The organism is Rhodopila sp., from assembly GCF_965276935.1.
Classification (GTDB): domain Bacteria; phylum Pseudomonadota; class Alphaproteobacteria; order Acetobacterales; family Acetobacteraceae; genus Rhodopila.
Window position 1 is genome coordinate 197,267 of record NZ_CBDIBS010000002.1, and the last position, 15,501, is coordinate 212,767.

At 62.3% G+C, this 15,501-nt stretch carries 15 protein-coding genes; 7 read left to right on the forward strand and 8 right to left on the reverse strand.

Annotated features, from left to right (window positions below; translation table 11 throughout):
• Window positions 1-10: 10 nt before the first annotated feature.
• From ACQY4S_RS03910 to ACQY4S_RS03920, 3 genes are read right to left on the reverse strand one after another with little or no spacing between them, the layout of a single operon-like run.
• Entirely contained in the window at window positions 11-283 is a 273-nt protein-coding gene (locus tag ACQY4S_RS03910; protein ID WP_428483885.1) for a hypothetical protein, read from the reverse strand.
• Window positions 284-286: 3 nt separating this feature from the next.
• Window positions 287-1,525, reverse strand: a complete 1,239-nt coding sequence (locus ACQY4S_RS03915; RefSeq protein WP_428483886.1) for an FAD-binding protein — start codon at window positions 1,523-1,525, stop codon at window positions 287-289.
• Window positions 1,522-2,970 carry an FAD-linked oxidase C-terminal domain-containing protein gene (locus ACQY4S_RS03920; RefSeq protein ID WP_428483887.1) on the reverse strand — a complete coding sequence of 483 codons (1,449 nt, stop codon included), beginning with the start codon at window positions 2,968-2,970 and terminating at the stop codon, window positions 1,522-1,524. The genes ACQY4S_RS03915 and ACQY4S_RS03920 overlap by 4 nt, the downstream gene beginning before the upstream one ends.
• Window positions 2,971-3,135: 165 nt before the next feature.
• Between ACQY4S_RS03920 and ACQY4S_RS03925 the strand changes: the two genes are divergently transcribed.
• Window positions 3,136-3,609, forward strand: a complete 474-nt coding sequence (locus ACQY4S_RS03925; protein ID WP_428483888.1) for a GNAT family N-acetyltransferase — start codon at window positions 3,136-3,138, stop codon at window positions 3,607-3,609.
• 89 nt (window positions 3,610-3,698) lie between these two features.
• Window positions 3,699-4,661 (forward strand): C45 family autoproteolytic acyltransferase/hydolase, encoded by a 963-nt coding sequence (locus ACQY4S_RS03930; protein WP_428483889.1) that lies wholly within the window; start codon window positions 3,699-3,701, stop codon window positions 4,659-4,661.
• On the opposite strand, the gene ACQY4S_RS03935 is transcribed toward ACQY4S_RS03930, so the two are convergent.
• Together ACQY4S_RS03935 and ACQY4S_RS03940 are read right to left on the reverse strand one after the other, a co-directional pair.
• The gene (locus ACQY4S_RS03935) at window positions 4,640-5,470 is read right to left on the reverse strand and encodes an alpha/beta hydrolase-fold protein (RefSeq protein ID WP_428483890.1); all 831 of its coding nucleotides are present in this window, start codon (window positions 5,468-5,470) and stop codon (window positions 4,640-4,642) included. The genes ACQY4S_RS03930 and ACQY4S_RS03935 overlap by 22 nt on opposite strands.
• A 16-nt stretch (window positions 5,471-5,486) precedes the next feature.
• A complete protein-coding gene (locus tag ACQY4S_RS03940) occupies window positions 5,487-6,011 on the reverse strand; it encodes a multicopper oxidase domain-containing protein (protein WP_428483891.1) in 525 nt (174 codons plus the stop codon).
• Between the two features lie 210 nt (window positions 6,012-6,221).
• On the opposite strand from ACQY4S_RS03940, the gene ACQY4S_RS03945 reads away from it, so the two are divergent.
• Both ACQY4S_RS03945 and ACQY4S_RS03950 read left to right on the forward strand, forming a co-directional pair.
• Window positions 6,222-8,021, forward strand: coding sequence for an ABC-F family ATP-binding cassette domain-containing protein (locus tag ACQY4S_RS03945; protein ID WP_428483892.1), 1,800 nt, complete (start codon window positions 6,222-6,224; stop codon window positions 8,019-8,021).
• A gap of 579 nt (window positions 8,022-8,600) precedes the next feature.
• A complete protein-coding gene (locus tag ACQY4S_RS03950) occupies window positions 8,601-9,680 on the forward strand; it encodes a thioesterase domain-containing protein (RefSeq protein WP_428483893.1) in 1,080 nt (359 codons plus the stop codon).
• Between the two features lie 124 nt (window positions 9,681-9,804).
• On the opposite strand, the gene ACQY4S_RS03955 is transcribed toward ACQY4S_RS03950, so the two are convergent.
• The gene (locus ACQY4S_RS03955; RefSeq protein WP_428483894.1) at window positions 9,805-10,029 is read right to left on the reverse strand and encodes a hypothetical protein; all 225 of its coding nucleotides are present in this window, start codon (window positions 10,027-10,029) and stop codon (window positions 9,805-9,807) included.
• Between the two features lie 230 nt (window positions 10,030-10,259).
• Window positions 10,260-10,922, reverse strand: coding sequence for a hypothetical protein (locus tag ACQY4S_RS03960; protein ID WP_428483895.1), 663 nt, complete (start codon window positions 10,920-10,922; stop codon window positions 10,260-10,262).
• A 289-nt stretch (window positions 10,923-11,211) separates the two neighbouring features.
• On the opposite strand from ACQY4S_RS03960, the gene ACQY4S_RS03965 reads away from it, so the two are divergent.
• From ACQY4S_RS03965 to ACQY4S_RS03975, 3 genes are read left to right on the forward strand one after another with little or no spacing between them, the layout of a single operon-like run.
• Complete coding sequence (locus ACQY4S_RS03965) at window positions 11,212-12,528, forward strand: O-acetylhomoserine aminocarboxypropyltransferase/cysteine synthase family protein (protein ID WP_428483896.1); 1,317 nt, start codon at window positions 11,212-11,214, stop codon at window positions 12,526-12,528.
• 26 nt (window positions 12,529-12,554) lie between these two features.
• Window positions 12,555-13,514: a homoserine O-acetyltransferase/O-succinyltransferase family protein gene (locus tag ACQY4S_RS03970; protein ID WP_428483897.1), complete on the forward strand. Its 960-nt coding sequence runs from the start codon at window positions 12,555-12,557 to the stop codon at window positions 13,512-13,514.
• Window positions 13,511-14,920, forward strand: coding sequence for a pyridoxal phosphate-dependent decarboxylase family protein (locus tag ACQY4S_RS03975; protein ID WP_428483898.1), 1,410 nt, complete (start codon window positions 13,511-13,513; stop codon window positions 14,918-14,920). The genes ACQY4S_RS03970 and ACQY4S_RS03975 overlap by 4 nt, the downstream gene beginning before the upstream one ends.
• A 100-nt stretch (window positions 14,921-15,020) precedes the next feature.
• On the opposite strand, the gene ACQY4S_RS03980 is transcribed toward ACQY4S_RS03975, so the two are convergent.
• Entirely contained in the window at window positions 15,021-15,479 is a 459-nt protein-coding gene (locus tag ACQY4S_RS03980) for a DUF4396 domain-containing protein (protein ID WP_428483899.1), read from the reverse strand.
• Between the last annotated feature and the right edge of the window lie 22 nt (window positions 15,480-15,501).

A 15,501-nucleotide genomic window follows, 5' to 3' on the forward strand; every position in this document is an offset into this window, starting at 1 on the left:
GCGGGCGTGCTTATTCCACGGATCTGAGCGGTGGCAGGGTTCGGTGCTGGCGGATGGTCAGCGCCAGGCTGGCGAGGGCAACCATGAGGAAGCCAAGCGAAAGCCAAGCGTTCATCTGGTTGCAGAGCGTGGTGATAACAATCATGAAAAGGCCAAACGCCATCATGAAGAACTGCAGATTCAGAACGGAATTGCGCCGCCTCAATTGCACATGCTGGAAGCCGGCAAGGAAGACGGTGAGCAGAAACAGGACGTTGATCACCCAGGCCGGGATGAAGACCATCGCTCAGAGCCCCGCGTAAAGCCGGCCGGGATTGAGGATGCCGGCGGGGTCGAGCGCCGCCTTCACCGCCCGGGTGATGCGCGCCAACGCCGCCGCCTCCTCGGGTACCACCCTGACCGAACCCCGCAGCGCGTCCGGCGCGCGCATCAGCGTCCAGGTTCCGGCCGAGGCGTTTGCCGCCGCCTCCACCGCCGCGTGGGTCACGCCGTCAGCCGGACCGGTGAGCCAGACAAGGCCCCCACCCCAGTCAAGAAAGCCGAACACGCCTTTCGGGTTCAGCGCCGCCAGGACGGCGGGGCCGGCTGAGGGTCGTACGGATATGCGCCAGACGGCGTCGCCGGTTCGTGGCGCCAGCGGCACGACATCCCGGACATCCTTCCAGACAGCGAGAGACGCCGCGGTATCCAGGATCATCGTGTCGACCACGGCGAACTGGTCGCGGAGGCGGCCGAGGCGATAGCCGACCGATGGCGGGAACTCCTCGATCCGCACCAGCGCGACATCGTCACCAATCTGGTCCAGACCAGGCACACGCGCCGCTGCCTCACTTGGCAGCCATGCCGCGCCGGATACCCCATAAGGCGAGCCTAGTGCCGCGGACAGCGCGGCCACGCCGGCCTTCGCATCAAGACCCGGCAGCACCAAGGTACCGGTTGCCTGTGGCGCCGGCAGCACCTTCAGGGTGACCTCGGTGATCACACCCAGCGTGCCGTGACTGCCGGTCAGCAGCTTGCAGAGGTCCAGGCCGGTGACGTTCTTCAGCACGCGTCCGCCCGACCGGATGACCTCCGCCCGTCCCGTCACCGCCCGCACGCCCATGACATGGTCGCGCATCGCGCCCCAGGCGACCCGGCGCGGGCCGGACAGGTTGGTGGCGACCACGCCCCCCAAGGTCTGCGGCCGACCGGAACCGGCCAGGAGACCCGACAGGTCGGGTGGTTCGGCGATCAGATGCTGGCCGCCCTCGGCCAATGCCGCCTCGATCTCCGACAGCGGCGTGCCGGCCCAGGCCGAGATGATCAGCTCCTTCGGCGCATACAGGCTGATGCCGGACAGGCTTTCGGTGGACAGCGTCCGCGCCGCCTGAACCGGCCGCAGCATGCCGGACTTGGAGCCGTGCCCCTCGATCAGCAGCGGTTCCCGCGCGGCGGCGGCGTCGCGTATGGCATCGACAATCAACGCTTCGGCTGGAAATGCCTCGGATCGCGATCGCTGGGCGGATGGCGCAAGTGCCGCGCTCATGCGGCCCGCGGCAGGGCGGCGGCGGGCGCCGGCAGCGGAAACACCTTGCTGGGGTTGAGCAGCCAGTCCGGGTCAAAGGCCGATTTGATGTCGCGCTGCTGCTGTAGTTCGTGCGCGTCGAACTGGACGTGCATCAGGTCGCGCTTTTCCACGCCGACGCCGTGTTCGCCGGTCAGGCAGCCGCCAACCTCCACGCACAGCTTCAGGATGTCGGCGCCGAAGGTTTCCGCCGCGTGAAAGCTGGCCGGATCGTTAGCGTCGAACATGATCAGCGGGTGCAGGTTGCCATCGCCGGCATGGAAGATGTTCGCCACCTTCAGGCCGTAGCTGTCGGACATTTCGCCAATGCGGCGCAGTACGTCCGGCAGGCGGCTGGTGGGAATGGTGCCGTCCATGCACAGGTAGTCAGGGCTGATGCGGCCGACGGCGCCGAATGCGCCCTTGCGGCCTTTCCAGATCGCCAGCGATTCTTCGGCTGACTGCGACACCTTCAGGCTGATCGGATCGTGCTGGCTGCACATCGCGGAGAGTTTCTCCAGCAGCCGGTCCTGTTCCTCGACGCTGCCCTCGACCTCGATGATCAACATTGCCTCAGCGTCGAGCGGGTAGCCAGCATGGGCGTAGGCTTCGCAGGCATGGATGGCCGGGCGGTCCATGAACTCCAGCGCCACCGGAATGATGCCGGAGGAGATGATGGCATCGACGCAGGCGCCGGCGACCTCGTTCGAGCGGAAGGCGGCGAGCATTGCCCGCGCCCCTTCTGGCGCGCGCAGAATGCGGACGGTGACCTCGGTGACGACGGCAAGCATGCCTTCGCTGCCGGTGAGCAAGCCGAGGAAGTCATAGCCGGCGGCGTCGAGATGATGGCCGCCGATGGTCAGAATCTCGCCGTCGATGGTGACGATCTTCAGGCCCAGCAGGTTGTTGGCGGTGACGCCGTATTTCAGGCAATGGGCGCCGCCGGAGTTCATGTTGACGTTGCCGCCGATCATGCAGGCGAGCTGGCTGGACGGGTCCGGGGCATAGAAGAAGCCATGCTCCGAGACGGCGCCGGTGATGCCGAGGTTGGTGACGCCGGCCTGCACCGTGGCGCTGCGATCGCCGTAGTCGATGTCGAGGATCTGGTTCATCCGCATCATGCCGATCACCACCGCGTCAGCCATCGGCAGCGCTCCGCCGGACAACGACGTGCCGGCGCCGCGCGGCACCACACGCACGCCGTTCTGGTGGCAGAAGCGCAGCACGGCGGCGACCTGCTCGGTCGTTTCGGGTAACGCAACGGCCAGCGGCACCTGACGATAGGCGGAGAGTCCATCCGTTTCGTATGGCCTGAGCCGGAGCGGTTCGGCGATCAGACCGCTGGCGGGCAGCAGGGTGCGCAGGCCGGCGACGATGCTGTCGCGGCGGGCCATGACGTCGGGCTTCGGGTCAGGTTGGCGGATCATGATAGGTCTCTCCCCATGGGTAGGGCGTGACTGCAAGATAGCGACTTTTGGGGGAGACGCCAGGGTCAGGCGCAACGGCCTGACGGTGCGTCTGTTTGAATATCCGCAAAGGGGTGTCCAGCGGACCTTGAATCCATCGTCTTAACGGCTGAAGTGGGATTGAGCATGAATACAGCTTGGCGGATCAATGCGGAACATCCCGCCCAACCGGAGGTCGTCGACCTTCTTCGCGACGGTGAGGAACATTCCGCGAGCCTCTATCCCGCCGAAAGCATTCACCATCTGACGCTTGATGGGCTTTGCAGTGCGAATGTCCGCTTCATGGTCGCGCGTGACGACCGAGGCCGAGCGGTCGCGACTGGCGCGCTTGTGCTGCACGCCGCGTGGGCGGAACTGAAGCGGATGTGGGTCGTGGCGGATATGCGTGGCCGGGGAGTGTCCAAGTCCGTTCTCAGGGCGCTTGTCGCGGAGGCGCGCCGCGAAAATGTTTGCACGCTGCGGCTGGAAACAGGCGTGGCAAGCCATGCTGCTTTAGGCCTCTACGCGAACGCAGGCTTCGCACGGCGTGGTCCGTTCAATGGATACCGGGACGATCCGCTCAGCGTCTTCATGGAGATGCACCTTCGCGAGCCTTCCTGAACAGCCGCGCCGGTTTGGACCTGCTTCGGCCGGCACGCTGCACGAAACCGCGTCTACCACGCGTCCGGATGTCCGGGTAGGCTGATTTCATGTTGAAGCGTTTCGTAGCCGTGCAGGAAGCGCAACCCGGAAGTGACTGGCTGGACCGATTCGTCGCCGGCCGGAAGGAAGCCGAACGCTGGTATCAAGGAAACCGGTTGGCGGACCCACCGACGGCCGTTGAATGCCGAGCCGCGCTTCGCCACCACATGCCGGAGCTGCTGCCGCAATACGATCGTGTGTGCACCCTGGTTGGTGACGACGAATTGGCGCATTGCATGCTGAGCCATTACCGGCCGCCGCCGGTCATCTCCGGTTGCAGCCAGGCGGTGTGGCTTGGAAAGGATGGGCCGGCGCTGGTTCGCAACTATGATTTTCCACTTGATGTCGTATCCGGCCGTTTCGAGGCGTCGTCGTGGTCTGGGCGGAAGGTGATTGCAACGAGCCAGCGGCCCTGGGGCGGCTGTCTGGATGGCATGAACGAGGACGGGCTGGTCGCGAGCCTTACCTACGGCGGCAGTCGAGCGCTTGGTCTTGGCTTCTCGATCATTCTGATGCTGCGCTACGTGCTCGAAACCTGCTGGCGGGTGGATCAAGCGGTCGCGGCCCTCAGCCGGATCCCGATCGCACTATCGCAGAACGTGACCCTGCTCGACGGCACGGGTGCGTACGCGACGCTGTTCCTGGGCCCTGACCGCTCTCCCGCGACGACCCGGCTTCGGGCGTGCACGAACCATCAAGAGATCGTACTTTCGTCCAGTTCTGGCGAACGCCAGGCAATGCTGATGCGGGCGCTGGATGATACCGATATGAACCTGCCGGCGTTGGCGGGCCTGTTTTTGGCACCGCCCCTGTATTCGCGCCAGATTGGGTTCACGACCGTCTACACCGCGGTCTATCGGCCGACTAAAAAACGAGTTGATTATCTCTGGCCGGGCAAGACCTGGCGGCAGAGCTTCGATCGGTTTGAAGCGGCGGACTATACGCACGATTACGGGCGGCTTGTTTCATAGGCGCTGCTTTGCGCGAACAGCCAATCCCAGACATCCGTACGCATGTAGTAGCTGTCCCACACGTCATGCCTGAGTCCAGGGTCTTCCGTGTAACGGAAGGTGGGGCTGTCGGAAAGCAGTTTGGCCATGGTGCGGTCCCATTCCGGCGAAACCTCCGCGTCCTGCGCGCCATGAATTGCCCAGATCGGCACCTGCCGCAGCACTCTCGCAGCCTCCACGGGGTTGGCGGTTTGATGCCTGCCCGCGAGTGGCATGCCGGCGGCGAAAAAATGGTCGTTGCTTCCGATCCGCGCGTTATAGGAAAGCAGCATGTCCCAGGTTCCCATTCCACCCATTGAGTTTCCGGTCACGTAAATTCGGGCCGGGTCGGCCGAATATTGTTCGAGTACATGCTTCAGTGCGGCAATGGTGGCGTCCTTCCAGGCATGACCTGTATGCTTGCCGCCGAAGTTGGCTTTTGGGTCCTTGATCTGATCGAGCATCGGCACGATGATGATGGCGAGATGACGGGTGCGGAATGCTGACGTCCCGAACCAGGCTTCTACCTGCTTAAGCAATCCATTGCGGTAATTCCCCATGTCATATTGGTGCAGGTAAAGCACCACCGGGTAATGCTTCGTCGATTTGTAATTCGCCGGTAGCAACACCGCGTAATGCAGGCCGTCGATCGTCTCGTTGATCCAGTCCATCGTCGGTGTCGCGGCGGCTTTTTTCCTTAACGCTACGGTGAACATCACACCCACGCTCATGATGATCGCGGTGACGCCAAGCAGAAGTCGCCGGCGCGGCAAAGTAACCTCCCGTTGCATGAACTTGAACGCATTCTTATAGCTCAGTGGCCGCTCCGCCATCAAACAACAGAGGCAGGCGCCGAGGCGTTGACCGCTCTGGCCTGAAAAAGATCAGAAGGACCGCGAGAGGCGATCTCGTACGCCGGCCACTCGGTAACGTTTGCCCATGCCAGTGCACGAGCGCCGGCGTTTTCGTGTTGTTGTGGATATCGACGACGACCTGTTGGCCTTCCGTGGCGCGCAGCAGCGGTCCCGGAAACTGGCCATTGTACAGCGTGGTCGAGACGATATGGTCGGGCGCGAGCTCGATCAGTCCGTTGTTGATGTGGAGTGTATAATCGGCGGCTCGCTCGTCTGATTGTCCAGCCGGAACCTGCGCGAATGCCGCACCGGCCCATGGCATCGCCGCGGCCGCTGCCGCAGCGATGCCCATTCCGAGAATGCTATGTCGTTTGATCGTCATGAAAACGCCGTTGGATTGGTGCAGGCTTGCCGCGGACTTTTCCAGGCGCCCCGCGGCCACACGTTGCCTGACGTTGACCTGCAGCCGCGGCAGCATGATCCGCCGGCGCAGGGTTAATAGCGCGCCTGCATGGCGCTATGGAACTCTTCGTGTTCTCGGTGTCGATAGAGTGCGCCGTTATGGTTCGGATGGCGGCGATACCACCAGGTACCCAGCCTCGGCCGCGAGCCCTGGCGTGATCGCGCCACGATCTTCACCCGAGCGCCAGGATGGCGGCTTACCCGGAGGCTTGGTAAGACCCGCCGCATGGCCCCTCCCCTTCTGACGCTGCAAGACATTGCACTGACCTTCGGCACCACGCCGCTGCTGGCCGGCGCCGGGATCGCGGTGTCCGCCGGAGACCGCATTTGCCTGGTCGGCCGCAACGGATCCGGCAAATCCACGCTGCTGCGGATCGCTGCTGGCCTGGTGCAGGCCGATGCCGGCCGCCGCTTCGCCCAGCCTGGTGCGACAATTCGCTATCTGCCGCAGGAGCCGGACTTCGCCGGCTTCGCCACCACCTTGGCCTATGTGGAGGCCGGATTGGGCGATTCCGCTGCGGCTGACCGCTACCGTGCCGCCTACCTGCTGGAACAGCTCGGCCTGACCGGCACAGAAGACCCTGCCCAACTTTCCGGCGGCGAGGCCCGCCGTACCGCACTGGCCCGCGTGCTGGCCCCGGAACCCGACATCCTGCTGTTGGACGAGCCCACCAACCACCTCGACCTGCCGGGGATCGAGTGGCTGGAAGCCGAACTTGGCCGCCTGCGCTCCGGCATCGTCCTGATCAGCCACGACCGGCGCCTGCTGGAGCGGATATCGCGCGCCACCGTCTGGCTAGATCGCGGCGTCACTCGCGTGCTGGAGCAGGGTTTTGGACAGTTCGAGGGTTGGCGCGACCAGGTGCTGGAACAGGAGGAAACCGAGCGCCACAAGCTGGGCCGCAAGATCGTCATGGAAGAAGACTGGCTCCGCTACGGTGTCACCGCTCGCCGAAAGCGCAACCAGAAGCGGCTGGGCGACCTGCACGCGCTGCGCAAACGGCACAAGGAGCAGCGCTCGGCGGTTGGCCGGGTGAAGCTGGCGGCGGCGGACGCCGAACTGTCGGGGCGGCTGGTGATGGTGGGGGAGGCGATGTCGAAGTCCTTTGGCGGACGGACGGTGGTGCGGGATTTCTCGACGCGAATCATTCGCGGCGATCGGGTGGGCGTCGTTGGGCAGAACGGCGCCGGCAAGACCACGCTGCTGAACCTGCTGACCGGCGCACTGCCGCCAGACAGCGGCGAGGTGAAGCTGGGCACCAACCTGGCGCAGATCACCCTGGATCAGCGGCGGGAGACGCTGGATCCCAACGAGACCCTGTCGCAGGCGCTGACCGGGGGCACTGGAGACAACGTCGTGGTCAACGGGCAGTCCCGCCACGTCATCGGCTACATGAAGGACTTCCTGTTTGGCCCCGAGCAGGCCAATACCCCGGTCGGCGTGCTTTCGGGCGGGGAGCGTGGCCGGTTGACCCTGGCCCGCGCCTTCGCCAGGCCGTCCAACCTGCTGGTGCTGGATGAGCCGACGAACGACCTGGATCTGGAGACGCTGGAACTGCTGCAGGAGCGGCTGGCGGATTACGCCGGCACCGTGCTGCTGGTCAGCCATGATCGTGATTTCCTGGATCGCGTGGTGACGTCGGTGATCGCCACCGAAGGCGATGGGCGCTGGATCGAGTATGCCGGCGGCTACTCCGACATGCTGGCGCAGCGCGGTGTGAGCAGAGCAGCGGAAGTGGCGCCGTCTCGCGCACGGGCTGGAGCCGCGCCGGTCCGGGCGCAAAGCCGGAAAATGAGCTTCAAGGACAAGCATGCGCTGGAAACGCTGCCCACCCGGATGACGAGCCTGGAGCGGGAGATCGCGCGCCTGAACGATATCATGGCCGACCCGGACCTGTATGTCCGGCAGCCGGCCGTGTTCGCCGAGGCAACTCAGGCGCTGGAAGCCGCGCAGGCGGGGCTGGCCGCGGCGGAGGAGCAGTGGCTGGCGCTGGAACTGCGGCGGGAGGAACTGGAGGGGGCGTAGGCGGTCTGTCACACATAGGCGACAGTCTGATAATCAGGCTGCGGTCGCCGCGTCTGGCCTGCTGGAGACTGGCTGCTGTCGCTGACGTATATTGGTCGCCGTGACTGCCGCCGGCCGTTGCATCGACCACCAGGTCGATTGGCACTGGTGTCGGAGGCCGGCCCGATAGCACCCGCCGGCAAAGTCAGCCGCGATTGGATCAGGCCGCACCGGAGCCCGTCACGAGTTTATCCGAAAGCTGGTGATGAGCCTTCAAGAAGCGACTGTACATGCCCGACCATTCACTCGAACCGCGCCCTTAGGCGCGCTGACCTGATGAAGGCGGACGTGGTGAGGCGCGACACGCAGAATCCCTATGCGTGGAAAGAGGTATCTACGGCACTGGGTCGGTGTCAGTAATTTTTACAGCCTGCCGACTGTCGGGCAATACAGTTGTCTGCCGTGATAGGCTGTACTCCGGAATTAATGTATATATGTGGTATACGATCCAGTTTATACATACAATGATATGATAGTATACTTGGCACATCATTTGCAAATCTTCGTTGGCCTTCAGGCGCCGAGACGGAGAACCAGTGCATGTCCAGTTCCATTGCTCGCTCATCGCATAGGACCGTCGCGGGCACCACTGCAACGGGACCCGACATGCATCCGCCGCGCAACAGCGGCGCGTTGCACGCTCTATTTGCTCGCACACTGTGCGACGCAGAGCGCGTGGTCTTTCTAATTAGTGACAACGCCCTTGATGAGGACAGCTCAAGGCCGGCATTTTACTGCGTACATTCCTTGTCTGGCGCGAGCGGGACAGATTTTCGCGAACTCGCCAGGCTTATGCCGGCGGTGCGGTTTCATGGCATTCAAGCGCCGCCAAAGAAGATGCAAGATGTCGAATTCGGCGGCTCCGTCGAGTCGATCGCAGACTATTATGCCACTGCTCTTATGAAATTCCAGCCAACAGGCCCATTGTTGTTAGGCGGATGGTCAGCCGGGGCCATCATTGCGCTGCAAGTTGCACAGAGTTTACGAGCCCGTGAACGCGAAGTCGGCTTGCTTGCCGCCATCGATGCGGCGCCTGACAATACCAGCGCTGGCCTCGGTCCTTGGCACCCGCTGTATCTACTGGCGCTAGCTGGCAACTTGCCCGGCTGGATCATTCATGAAAACCTAATCAGGAAAGGGATGCTTCGCTCACTCACACGACGTGCCTTGAATAAAGCGATGGCATTCCATGAGGGGAAAATGGCCCGTCAAACGAGCGGCAAGAGAGTGAACAGCCATGCAGTAGAAGGATTTATGGACCTTTCTCGCTATCCACCTGCTCAAAGGTCCTTCATGAAGCGGCTCTATGATGCACTGCTTGACTACAAGCCTACTGAATACACGGGCAGTGTTGTGATCTATGAAGCAACGATCAAGCCACTGCTTCGTGTGCCCCAAGTAGGAAAGATTTGGCGCAAGCTAGCGCCCCAATCCGCGGTTGTCAGCGTCAAGGGCACACATTTAAGCATTTTGCGCGAGGGGTATGTGAATGCGCTCGCCGAGGATCTGCGAAAACGGATTGCCAGATGGTCGCCCGAGAACAGCGTAAACAACCCCAGGCACAACTCCGAGAACAGCATAAACGCAATGCACTCCGTCATGTCCGCGATCGGCGCATGAAGCCAATCGAAGCGCCCGTTGACGCTCATTGTTTCTATCGAAGCTGACCTGACCGTCGGCGTCGGCTCCGACCCTCGCGGCGAAACGCCGGTTGCGGCGGTTCGATCCCAACATTGAACGACGCTCAGGCGGCGGCGTTCTCGTATAGCGCGATGAACTGGCCAAGAGTGACGGGCAAGGCAAAGTCGCGATCGCTGGAGAACGGATCAAGCTCGAGATGATCGTCCAGCGATGCAACCAGGATCGCGATGCACAGCGAATCGAGACCGGAGTCGAGCAACGGCAGGCCGTCAGACAGCGGCGCCAGACGCTTCTTTTGCTGTGCGGCGATCTCGAGTACCTGCGACATGATTACGGAACGTATTGACATCAAGACCTCTCACGTGTCCAAGGATGCTGAGAAGAAATTGGCTGGTTCTGTTGACTGACCTGTCTTCCGGTCGTCCTGACTTGGCCGCAACGGCGGCCACCGCGACAATCGCCGTCGTGACCGGAAATGAGCGGCCGCCGGACGACCGAGTGATCTGTCACACGGCAAGTGCTGTCTCCGCCGCCGCGCGGGCCGATGCCGCACCAGACTTACCGGCCGTGTTCGGACAGCGACAGACCTGGCGCGAATTCAACCAGGATATCCCTGAAGCTGATCCACAGCGGAAGAATGCGATCGTCGGGCCGTAGATGCCGGATCATTGCGCCATGTCCCTGTGTCGGATCACTGTCGAACCTGACATGTTCCGATAGGAAATGCCTGAAGCCGCGCAGCAATGGGTTCTGCAATTCAGGCGACGTCAGCATGGCGCGAAACACCCGTTCCAGACCACCGTCCTCGTAGCTGGTGATGCTCATCGCCCGGATCGTGTCATCCATCTCGCGGATCTCATGAAGATAACGACTGCCGCTATCTTCAAGCTGGCGACGGCTGGACTCGGGTATGGGTGCCAGAGACAGAACGCGCTTCATGAACTCGTCATGATCGATTTTTTCCCCTGACCGGGCGACACCGGGCCAGGGCGACAGGTTGGCGGTATTGCATTCCTCCCGCTCGAGGTCCTGTAATTTCTCGTCTTCTGGATGCAGAGATCGAGCAATCTGCAGATTTTCACGAAACTGCACTGAGAAGAAGTAGTAGGCCCAGGCGACATGAACCATCTCTTCCTCGTCGAGACCAGCCCAATCCAGATAGCATATTTCCTGAATTATTTCTTCAAATGCAAAATTGTCAAGGATTTGTACTGTTGACATGCTTCAACTCCACCTAAGCAGCAGATTCAGGAAGTAACGCCAAATCATTAAGCAAAGGTGAATTTCTGTCGCTTATCGGGCTCGATGCTGGCAGATTTGTTGCTCAAGCAAGTAAATGCGCGTGTATGCAGCATGTGAACGTGTGCAGCCGACGGCAATCATAGCTCTCTACAAATACTGTTGCATGTCTTTGTCGAAAACCATTTACAGGCGCCCGACGTTATGCGACAAACTTGCTCCGTTGCTGCCGAATTATGCGTGTGCTATTTTGTTGTAAGGAAGTCACGGAATGCGAACCGAGACGATCGCTCTCCACGCCGGCTACGAAGCCGATTCGCCAGTCAGGTCCGTGGCGGTGCCGATCTATCAGACCGTGGCTTATGAGTTTGACAGCGCGGAACATGCGGCCGCGTTGTTCAACCTTGAAACCGAGGGATTCCGTTACAGCCGCATCAGCAACCCAACCACCGCAGTGCTGGAGCGGCGCGTCGCGGCGCTTGAGGGCGGCGTCGGCGCGCTGTGCCTGGGATCCGGGCAGGCCGCCCTGCACAGTGCCATTCTCAGCATCGCCAATGTAGGCCGCAACATCGTTTCTGTTCCACAGATCTATGGCACGACGCACACGCTGTTCTCGCATGTGCTGCCGCACATGGGTATCAACGTGCGATTTGCCGCGTCCGACAGCGCCGCCGACCTCGAGCGGCTGATCGATGCCGACACGATGGCGGTCTACTGCGAGTGCGTCGGCAACCCCGCCGGCAATGTCTGCGACATCGAGGCACTGGCGAAGATGGCGCATGGGCATGGCGTGCCGTTGCTGGTGGACAATACAGTGGCATCACCGGTGCTGCTGCGGCCGATCGAATTCGGTGCGGATATCGTTGTTCACTCGCTTACAAAGTTCCTCGGCGGCCACGGCACGACACTCGGCGGCGCTATTGTCGATGGCGGCCACTTCCCGTGGGATCAGCACGCCAAGCGGTTCCCCATGCTCAACGAGCCTGACCCGTCCTATCACGGACTGGTCTACGCGGATCATTTCGGCAGCACGGCCTATATCGAACGGTGCCGCAACTTCTGCCTGCGCACCACGGGCGCGGCGTTGGCGCCGCTCAGCGCGTTTCTCCTGCTGCAAGGCGTCGAGACGGTGGCATTGCGTGTGGAACGGCATGTTCGGAATGCGCTGCGGGTGGCCGAGGCGTTGCGAAAGGACTCCAGGATCGCCTGGGTCAATTATGCCGGCTTCCCCGAAAGCCCCTATTATCCGCTGGTGCAGAAGTATCTCGGCGGCCAGGCTTGCTCGCTGCTGACATTCGGCGTGCATGGCGGCGTGCAGGCCGGGATGCGGTTCTACGACGCACTTCGCCTGATCAAGCGGCTGGTCAATCTTGGCGACGCAAAGTCGCTGGCCTGCCATCCCGCATCCACCACGCACCGCCAGATGACGCCGACGGAGCAAGCAAAAGCCGGTGTCACGCCCGAAATGATCCGGCTGAGTGTCGGCATTGAACATGTGGACGACATACTCGCCGATATCAATCAGGCCCTGGCCGCCGCGCAAGCCGGTCAGGTTGAACTGGCATCGGCCTTCAACAGTCAACGCTGACGTCAAAATTCGGAAATGGCATGGTGATGCTTGCATTCGGAAGCGATGACAGGCCGCCAGGGGATTTGGTCATCGGGCTGGTCAACAACATGCCGCCGGCCGCCAGGCGCGTGACGGAGCAGCAATTCGCAGGGCTACTAACGGCGGCATCGGACGCCTTGGACATGCGTATCAGCTTGTTCATCGTCGATCAGCTTGCCAGTCACACCGATGACGCCTTCAGCGTCCTTCAGCAGGCCAAGCCCGACGGCCTGATCGTGACTGGCGCCGAACCAAGGCATGACGCGATGATCGATGAGCCGGTCTGGCCTGTGCTGGCACGGCTGGTCGACTGGGCAGGCGAGCACACGATCTCCACGGTCTGGTCCTGTCTGGCAGCCCATGCGGCTGTATTTCGGTTGGATCAGATCAGTCGAAGACGGCTGCCGCAAAAGCTGTCGGGCGTGTTCGCCTGCATGAAGGTGGCGGATCACCCGCTGCTGGAGGAAGCACCATTGGTATGGCCGGTGCCGCATTCGCGCTACAACAGTCTGGACGAAGCGGAGCTGTGCGACAAAGGCTATACCGTCCTTTCTCATGCGCCGCGCGTGGGCGCCGACAGTTTCGTCAAGCAGAGTGGCGCCAGCCTGTTCCTGATGCTGCAAGGCCATGCGGAATATGCATCGGAGAGTCTGCTCAGTGAATATCGTCGTGACATCCGGCGGTTTCTTGCTGGCCAGCGCGCCGCTTACCCGGAGATCCCCGAGGGATATCTTGACCAGGACGTAGTGAGCGGATTGACAACGCTTCGCGAGCAGGCCTGTCGGACGCCGAACCTGGACTTGCTAGCGTCTTTCGGCGCGGCCATCACCGTTGCACCTTGCCAGTTTTGGTATCCGTACGCGGTACGGCTCTATGCGAGCTGGCTGTGCTATCTGGCGGAGCAAAAAGTGGTACGCGAACAATCAGCGACGTGGCCAGCGCGCCACTGGCGCGTTGCGTCATGAGCCGTTCCGTGCTGTTCCCATCGTGCGACCAACGCTTGATGTGGGACGATCATCTCACCACGCTTCTAGCCGCTGCCCACCAGCGCGTGGCGCAGGGTGCGGTCACGCCGACATTGGACAGCGATGGATTCACAGCCGAACTGGCTGGCTTCGACTTCGCGCAGCCAGTGCCGTTTGCGGATCTGCTCGGCTGGACGGTCGCGCAGATGGAGCACGGGCTCGTGCACATGAACCATCCGCGTTACCTCGGGTTGTTCAACCCGGCGCCGACCTTTCCGGCGCAATGCGCCGACCGCATCGCCGCCACGTTCAACCCACAACTGGCCACTGCCACGACATCCCCCGCGGCGGTCGCGATCGAGGCGCATGTGGCACGCTCGCTTGCCCGACGCGCCGGTCTACCGCCTGGGGCAGTCGGACATTTCACATCGGGCGGCTCGGAGGCGAACGAGACCGCGCTGATCTGTGCGCTGACCCAAGGCGAGCCGGGATTTGCCACAACCGGCAGCCGCGCATTCTCGGGTCAGCCGGTATTCTACATCTCGCAGGACAGTCACCTGGCCTGGATCAAGATCGCCCATGCGACGGGGATCGGCCGATCCGCCGTTCGGCTGGTGGCGACGGACGGCACCGGCCGAATGAGCGTGGAAGCACTCAGCGCCGCGATCGCCGCGGATCGCCGCGAGGGCTGCATTCCGGTCATGGTCGTGGCGACAGCGGGCACAACGAATGCCGGCATGATCGATCCGCTCGGGGCCTGCGGCGACATCGCCCGTCAGGCCGGCGTCTGGTACCATGTCGATGCCGCCTGGGGTGGCGCCCTGGTCGCCTCGGACCGGCTAAGCGGTCTGCTGACGGGAATCGAGACGGCGGACTCGATTACCATCGATGCGCATAAATGGTTTGCCACCACGATGGGCTGCGGGATGTTCCTCACAGTCCATCCTCGGGTCCTGTCCGCCGCTTTCACCGTGTCGGCGAGCTTCATGCCGTCGCAGACGCCCACGCTCGATCCCTATATTACAACAGCGCAATGGTCGCGGCGCTTCCTCGGGCTGCGCCTGTTCCTGTCACTGGGCGCCGGCGGCTGGGCTGGTCATGGCGCGCATGTGGAACACGCGGTGGAACTGGGACGGATGCTGGCGAACACCGCCAGGGGGCGCGGCTGGTCAGTGGCCAATGAGCCTGGGCTGGCCGTGGTCTGCCTGGAGCCGCCAGCGGGATCCGCGTCCGTGCGCGATATCGTGCAGCAGGTTCTAAAATCTGGTGGCGCCTGGGTGTCAGCCGCTCGGTTCGAGGGCCGCGACATCATCCGCGCGTGTGTGACCCACGGCGAAACCTCACCGGCCGATATCAAAGCGGTGGTCGAATTGCTGGAGCAGGCCAGGACCGCCTGCCTCTGGTAAGTAGCGGCTACGCTGAAGATGCCGCCACAGGGTCATCCTTGGCCTGCTTGCAGGCACCTGCTGCATCCCAAGATCAGAAACCGACGGCGTCAAAGCCAGCCTACATCTTTTCCTTAACGCCGGTGCGGATCAGCCACCAGTTCACGGGATATGCCGTCAGAAACCCGCAGATCATGGCAATCTGCATCATGAACCAGAACTCCACCATGTCAGTCCGCAGCGTCACGCCGAGCAGGTCACGAAAAATGTAGAAGTAGGCCAGAGCCATGAAGCCGTACATGCCTAACTGCCAAGCCGTCAGAGACAGCGTGTCGGCCTTGATCGCCGCGATGATCCCCTTGCCAAACGACAGGTCTCGCATCGGGGCGATGGTGAAATACTGGAAGAAAATTCCGAACGCATAAGCGAAGATGTAGTCCACGATCCAGACAGCGAAGATCTTATCGTCGAAAATGCGTTGATAGCCGAAAGCGACGGCAACGGCTGGAATCGCGAACACCAGCCATTCGGCGACGATGTCCCCTAACCTGAACTTTACCGTCTTTTCGACGTAAGTCATTGATCCGACTCCGGACCCCACC

Excerpts from the sequence above, each read along its gene's own strand:
- ACQY4S_RS03910 (WP_428483885.1), bottom strand. The coding sequence starts at position 283 with ATGGTCTTCATCCCGGCCTGGGTGATCAACGTCCTGTTTCTGCTCACC.
- ACQY4S_RS03915 (WP_428483886.1), bottom strand. The coding sequence starts at position 1,525 with ATGAGCGCGGCACTTGCGCCATCCGCCCAGCGATCGCGATCCGAGGCA.
- ACQY4S_RS03920 (WP_428483887.1), bottom strand. The coding sequence starts at position 2,970 with ATGATCCGCCAACCTGACCCGAAGCCCGACGTCATGGCCCGCCGCGAC.
- ACQY4S_RS03925 (WP_428483888.1), top strand. The coding sequence starts at position 3,136 with ATGAATACAGCTTGGCGGATCAATGCGGAACATCCCGCCCAACCGGAG.
- ACQY4S_RS03930 (WP_428483889.1), top strand. The coding sequence starts at position 3,699 with ATGTTGAAGCGTTTCGTAGCCGTGCAGGAAGCGCAACCCGGAAGTGAC.
- ACQY4S_RS03935 (WP_428483890.1), bottom strand. The coding sequence starts at position 5,470 with ATGCAACGGGAGGTTACTTTGCCGCGCCGGCGACTTCTGCTTGGCGTC.
- ACQY4S_RS03940 (WP_428483891.1), bottom strand. The coding sequence starts at position 6,011 with ATGCTGCCGCGGCTGCAGGTCAACGTCAGGCAACGTGTGGCCGCGGGG.
- ACQY4S_RS03945 (WP_428483892.1), top strand. The coding sequence starts at position 6,222 with ATGGCCCCTCCCCTTCTGACGCTGCAAGACATTGCACTGACCTTCGGC.
- ACQY4S_RS03950 (WP_428483893.1), top strand. The coding sequence starts at position 8,601 with ATGTCCAGTTCCATTGCTCGCTCATCGCATAGGACCGTCGCGGGCACC.
- ACQY4S_RS03955 (WP_428483894.1), bottom strand. The coding sequence starts at position 10,029 with ATGTCGCAGGTACTCGAGATCGCCGCACAGCAAAAGAAGCGTCTGGCG.
- ACQY4S_RS03960 (WP_428483895.1), bottom strand. The coding sequence starts at position 10,922 with ATGTCAACAGTACAAATCCTTGACAATTTTGCATTTGAAGAAATAATT.
- ACQY4S_RS03965 (WP_428483896.1), top strand. The coding sequence starts at position 11,212 with ATGCGAACCGAGACGATCGCTCTCCACGCCGGCTACGAAGCCGATTCG.
- ACQY4S_RS03970 (WP_428483897.1), top strand. The coding sequence starts at position 12,555 with ATGCTTGCATTCGGAAGCGATGACAGGCCGCCAGGGGATTTGGTCATC.
- ACQY4S_RS03975 (WP_428483898.1), top strand. The coding sequence starts at position 13,511 with ATGAGCCGTTCCGTGCTGTTCCCATCGTGCGACCAACGCTTGATGTGG.
- ACQY4S_RS03980 (WP_428483899.1), bottom strand. The coding sequence starts at position 15,479 with ATGACTTACGTCGAAAAGACGGTAAAGTTCAGGTTAGGGGACATCGTC.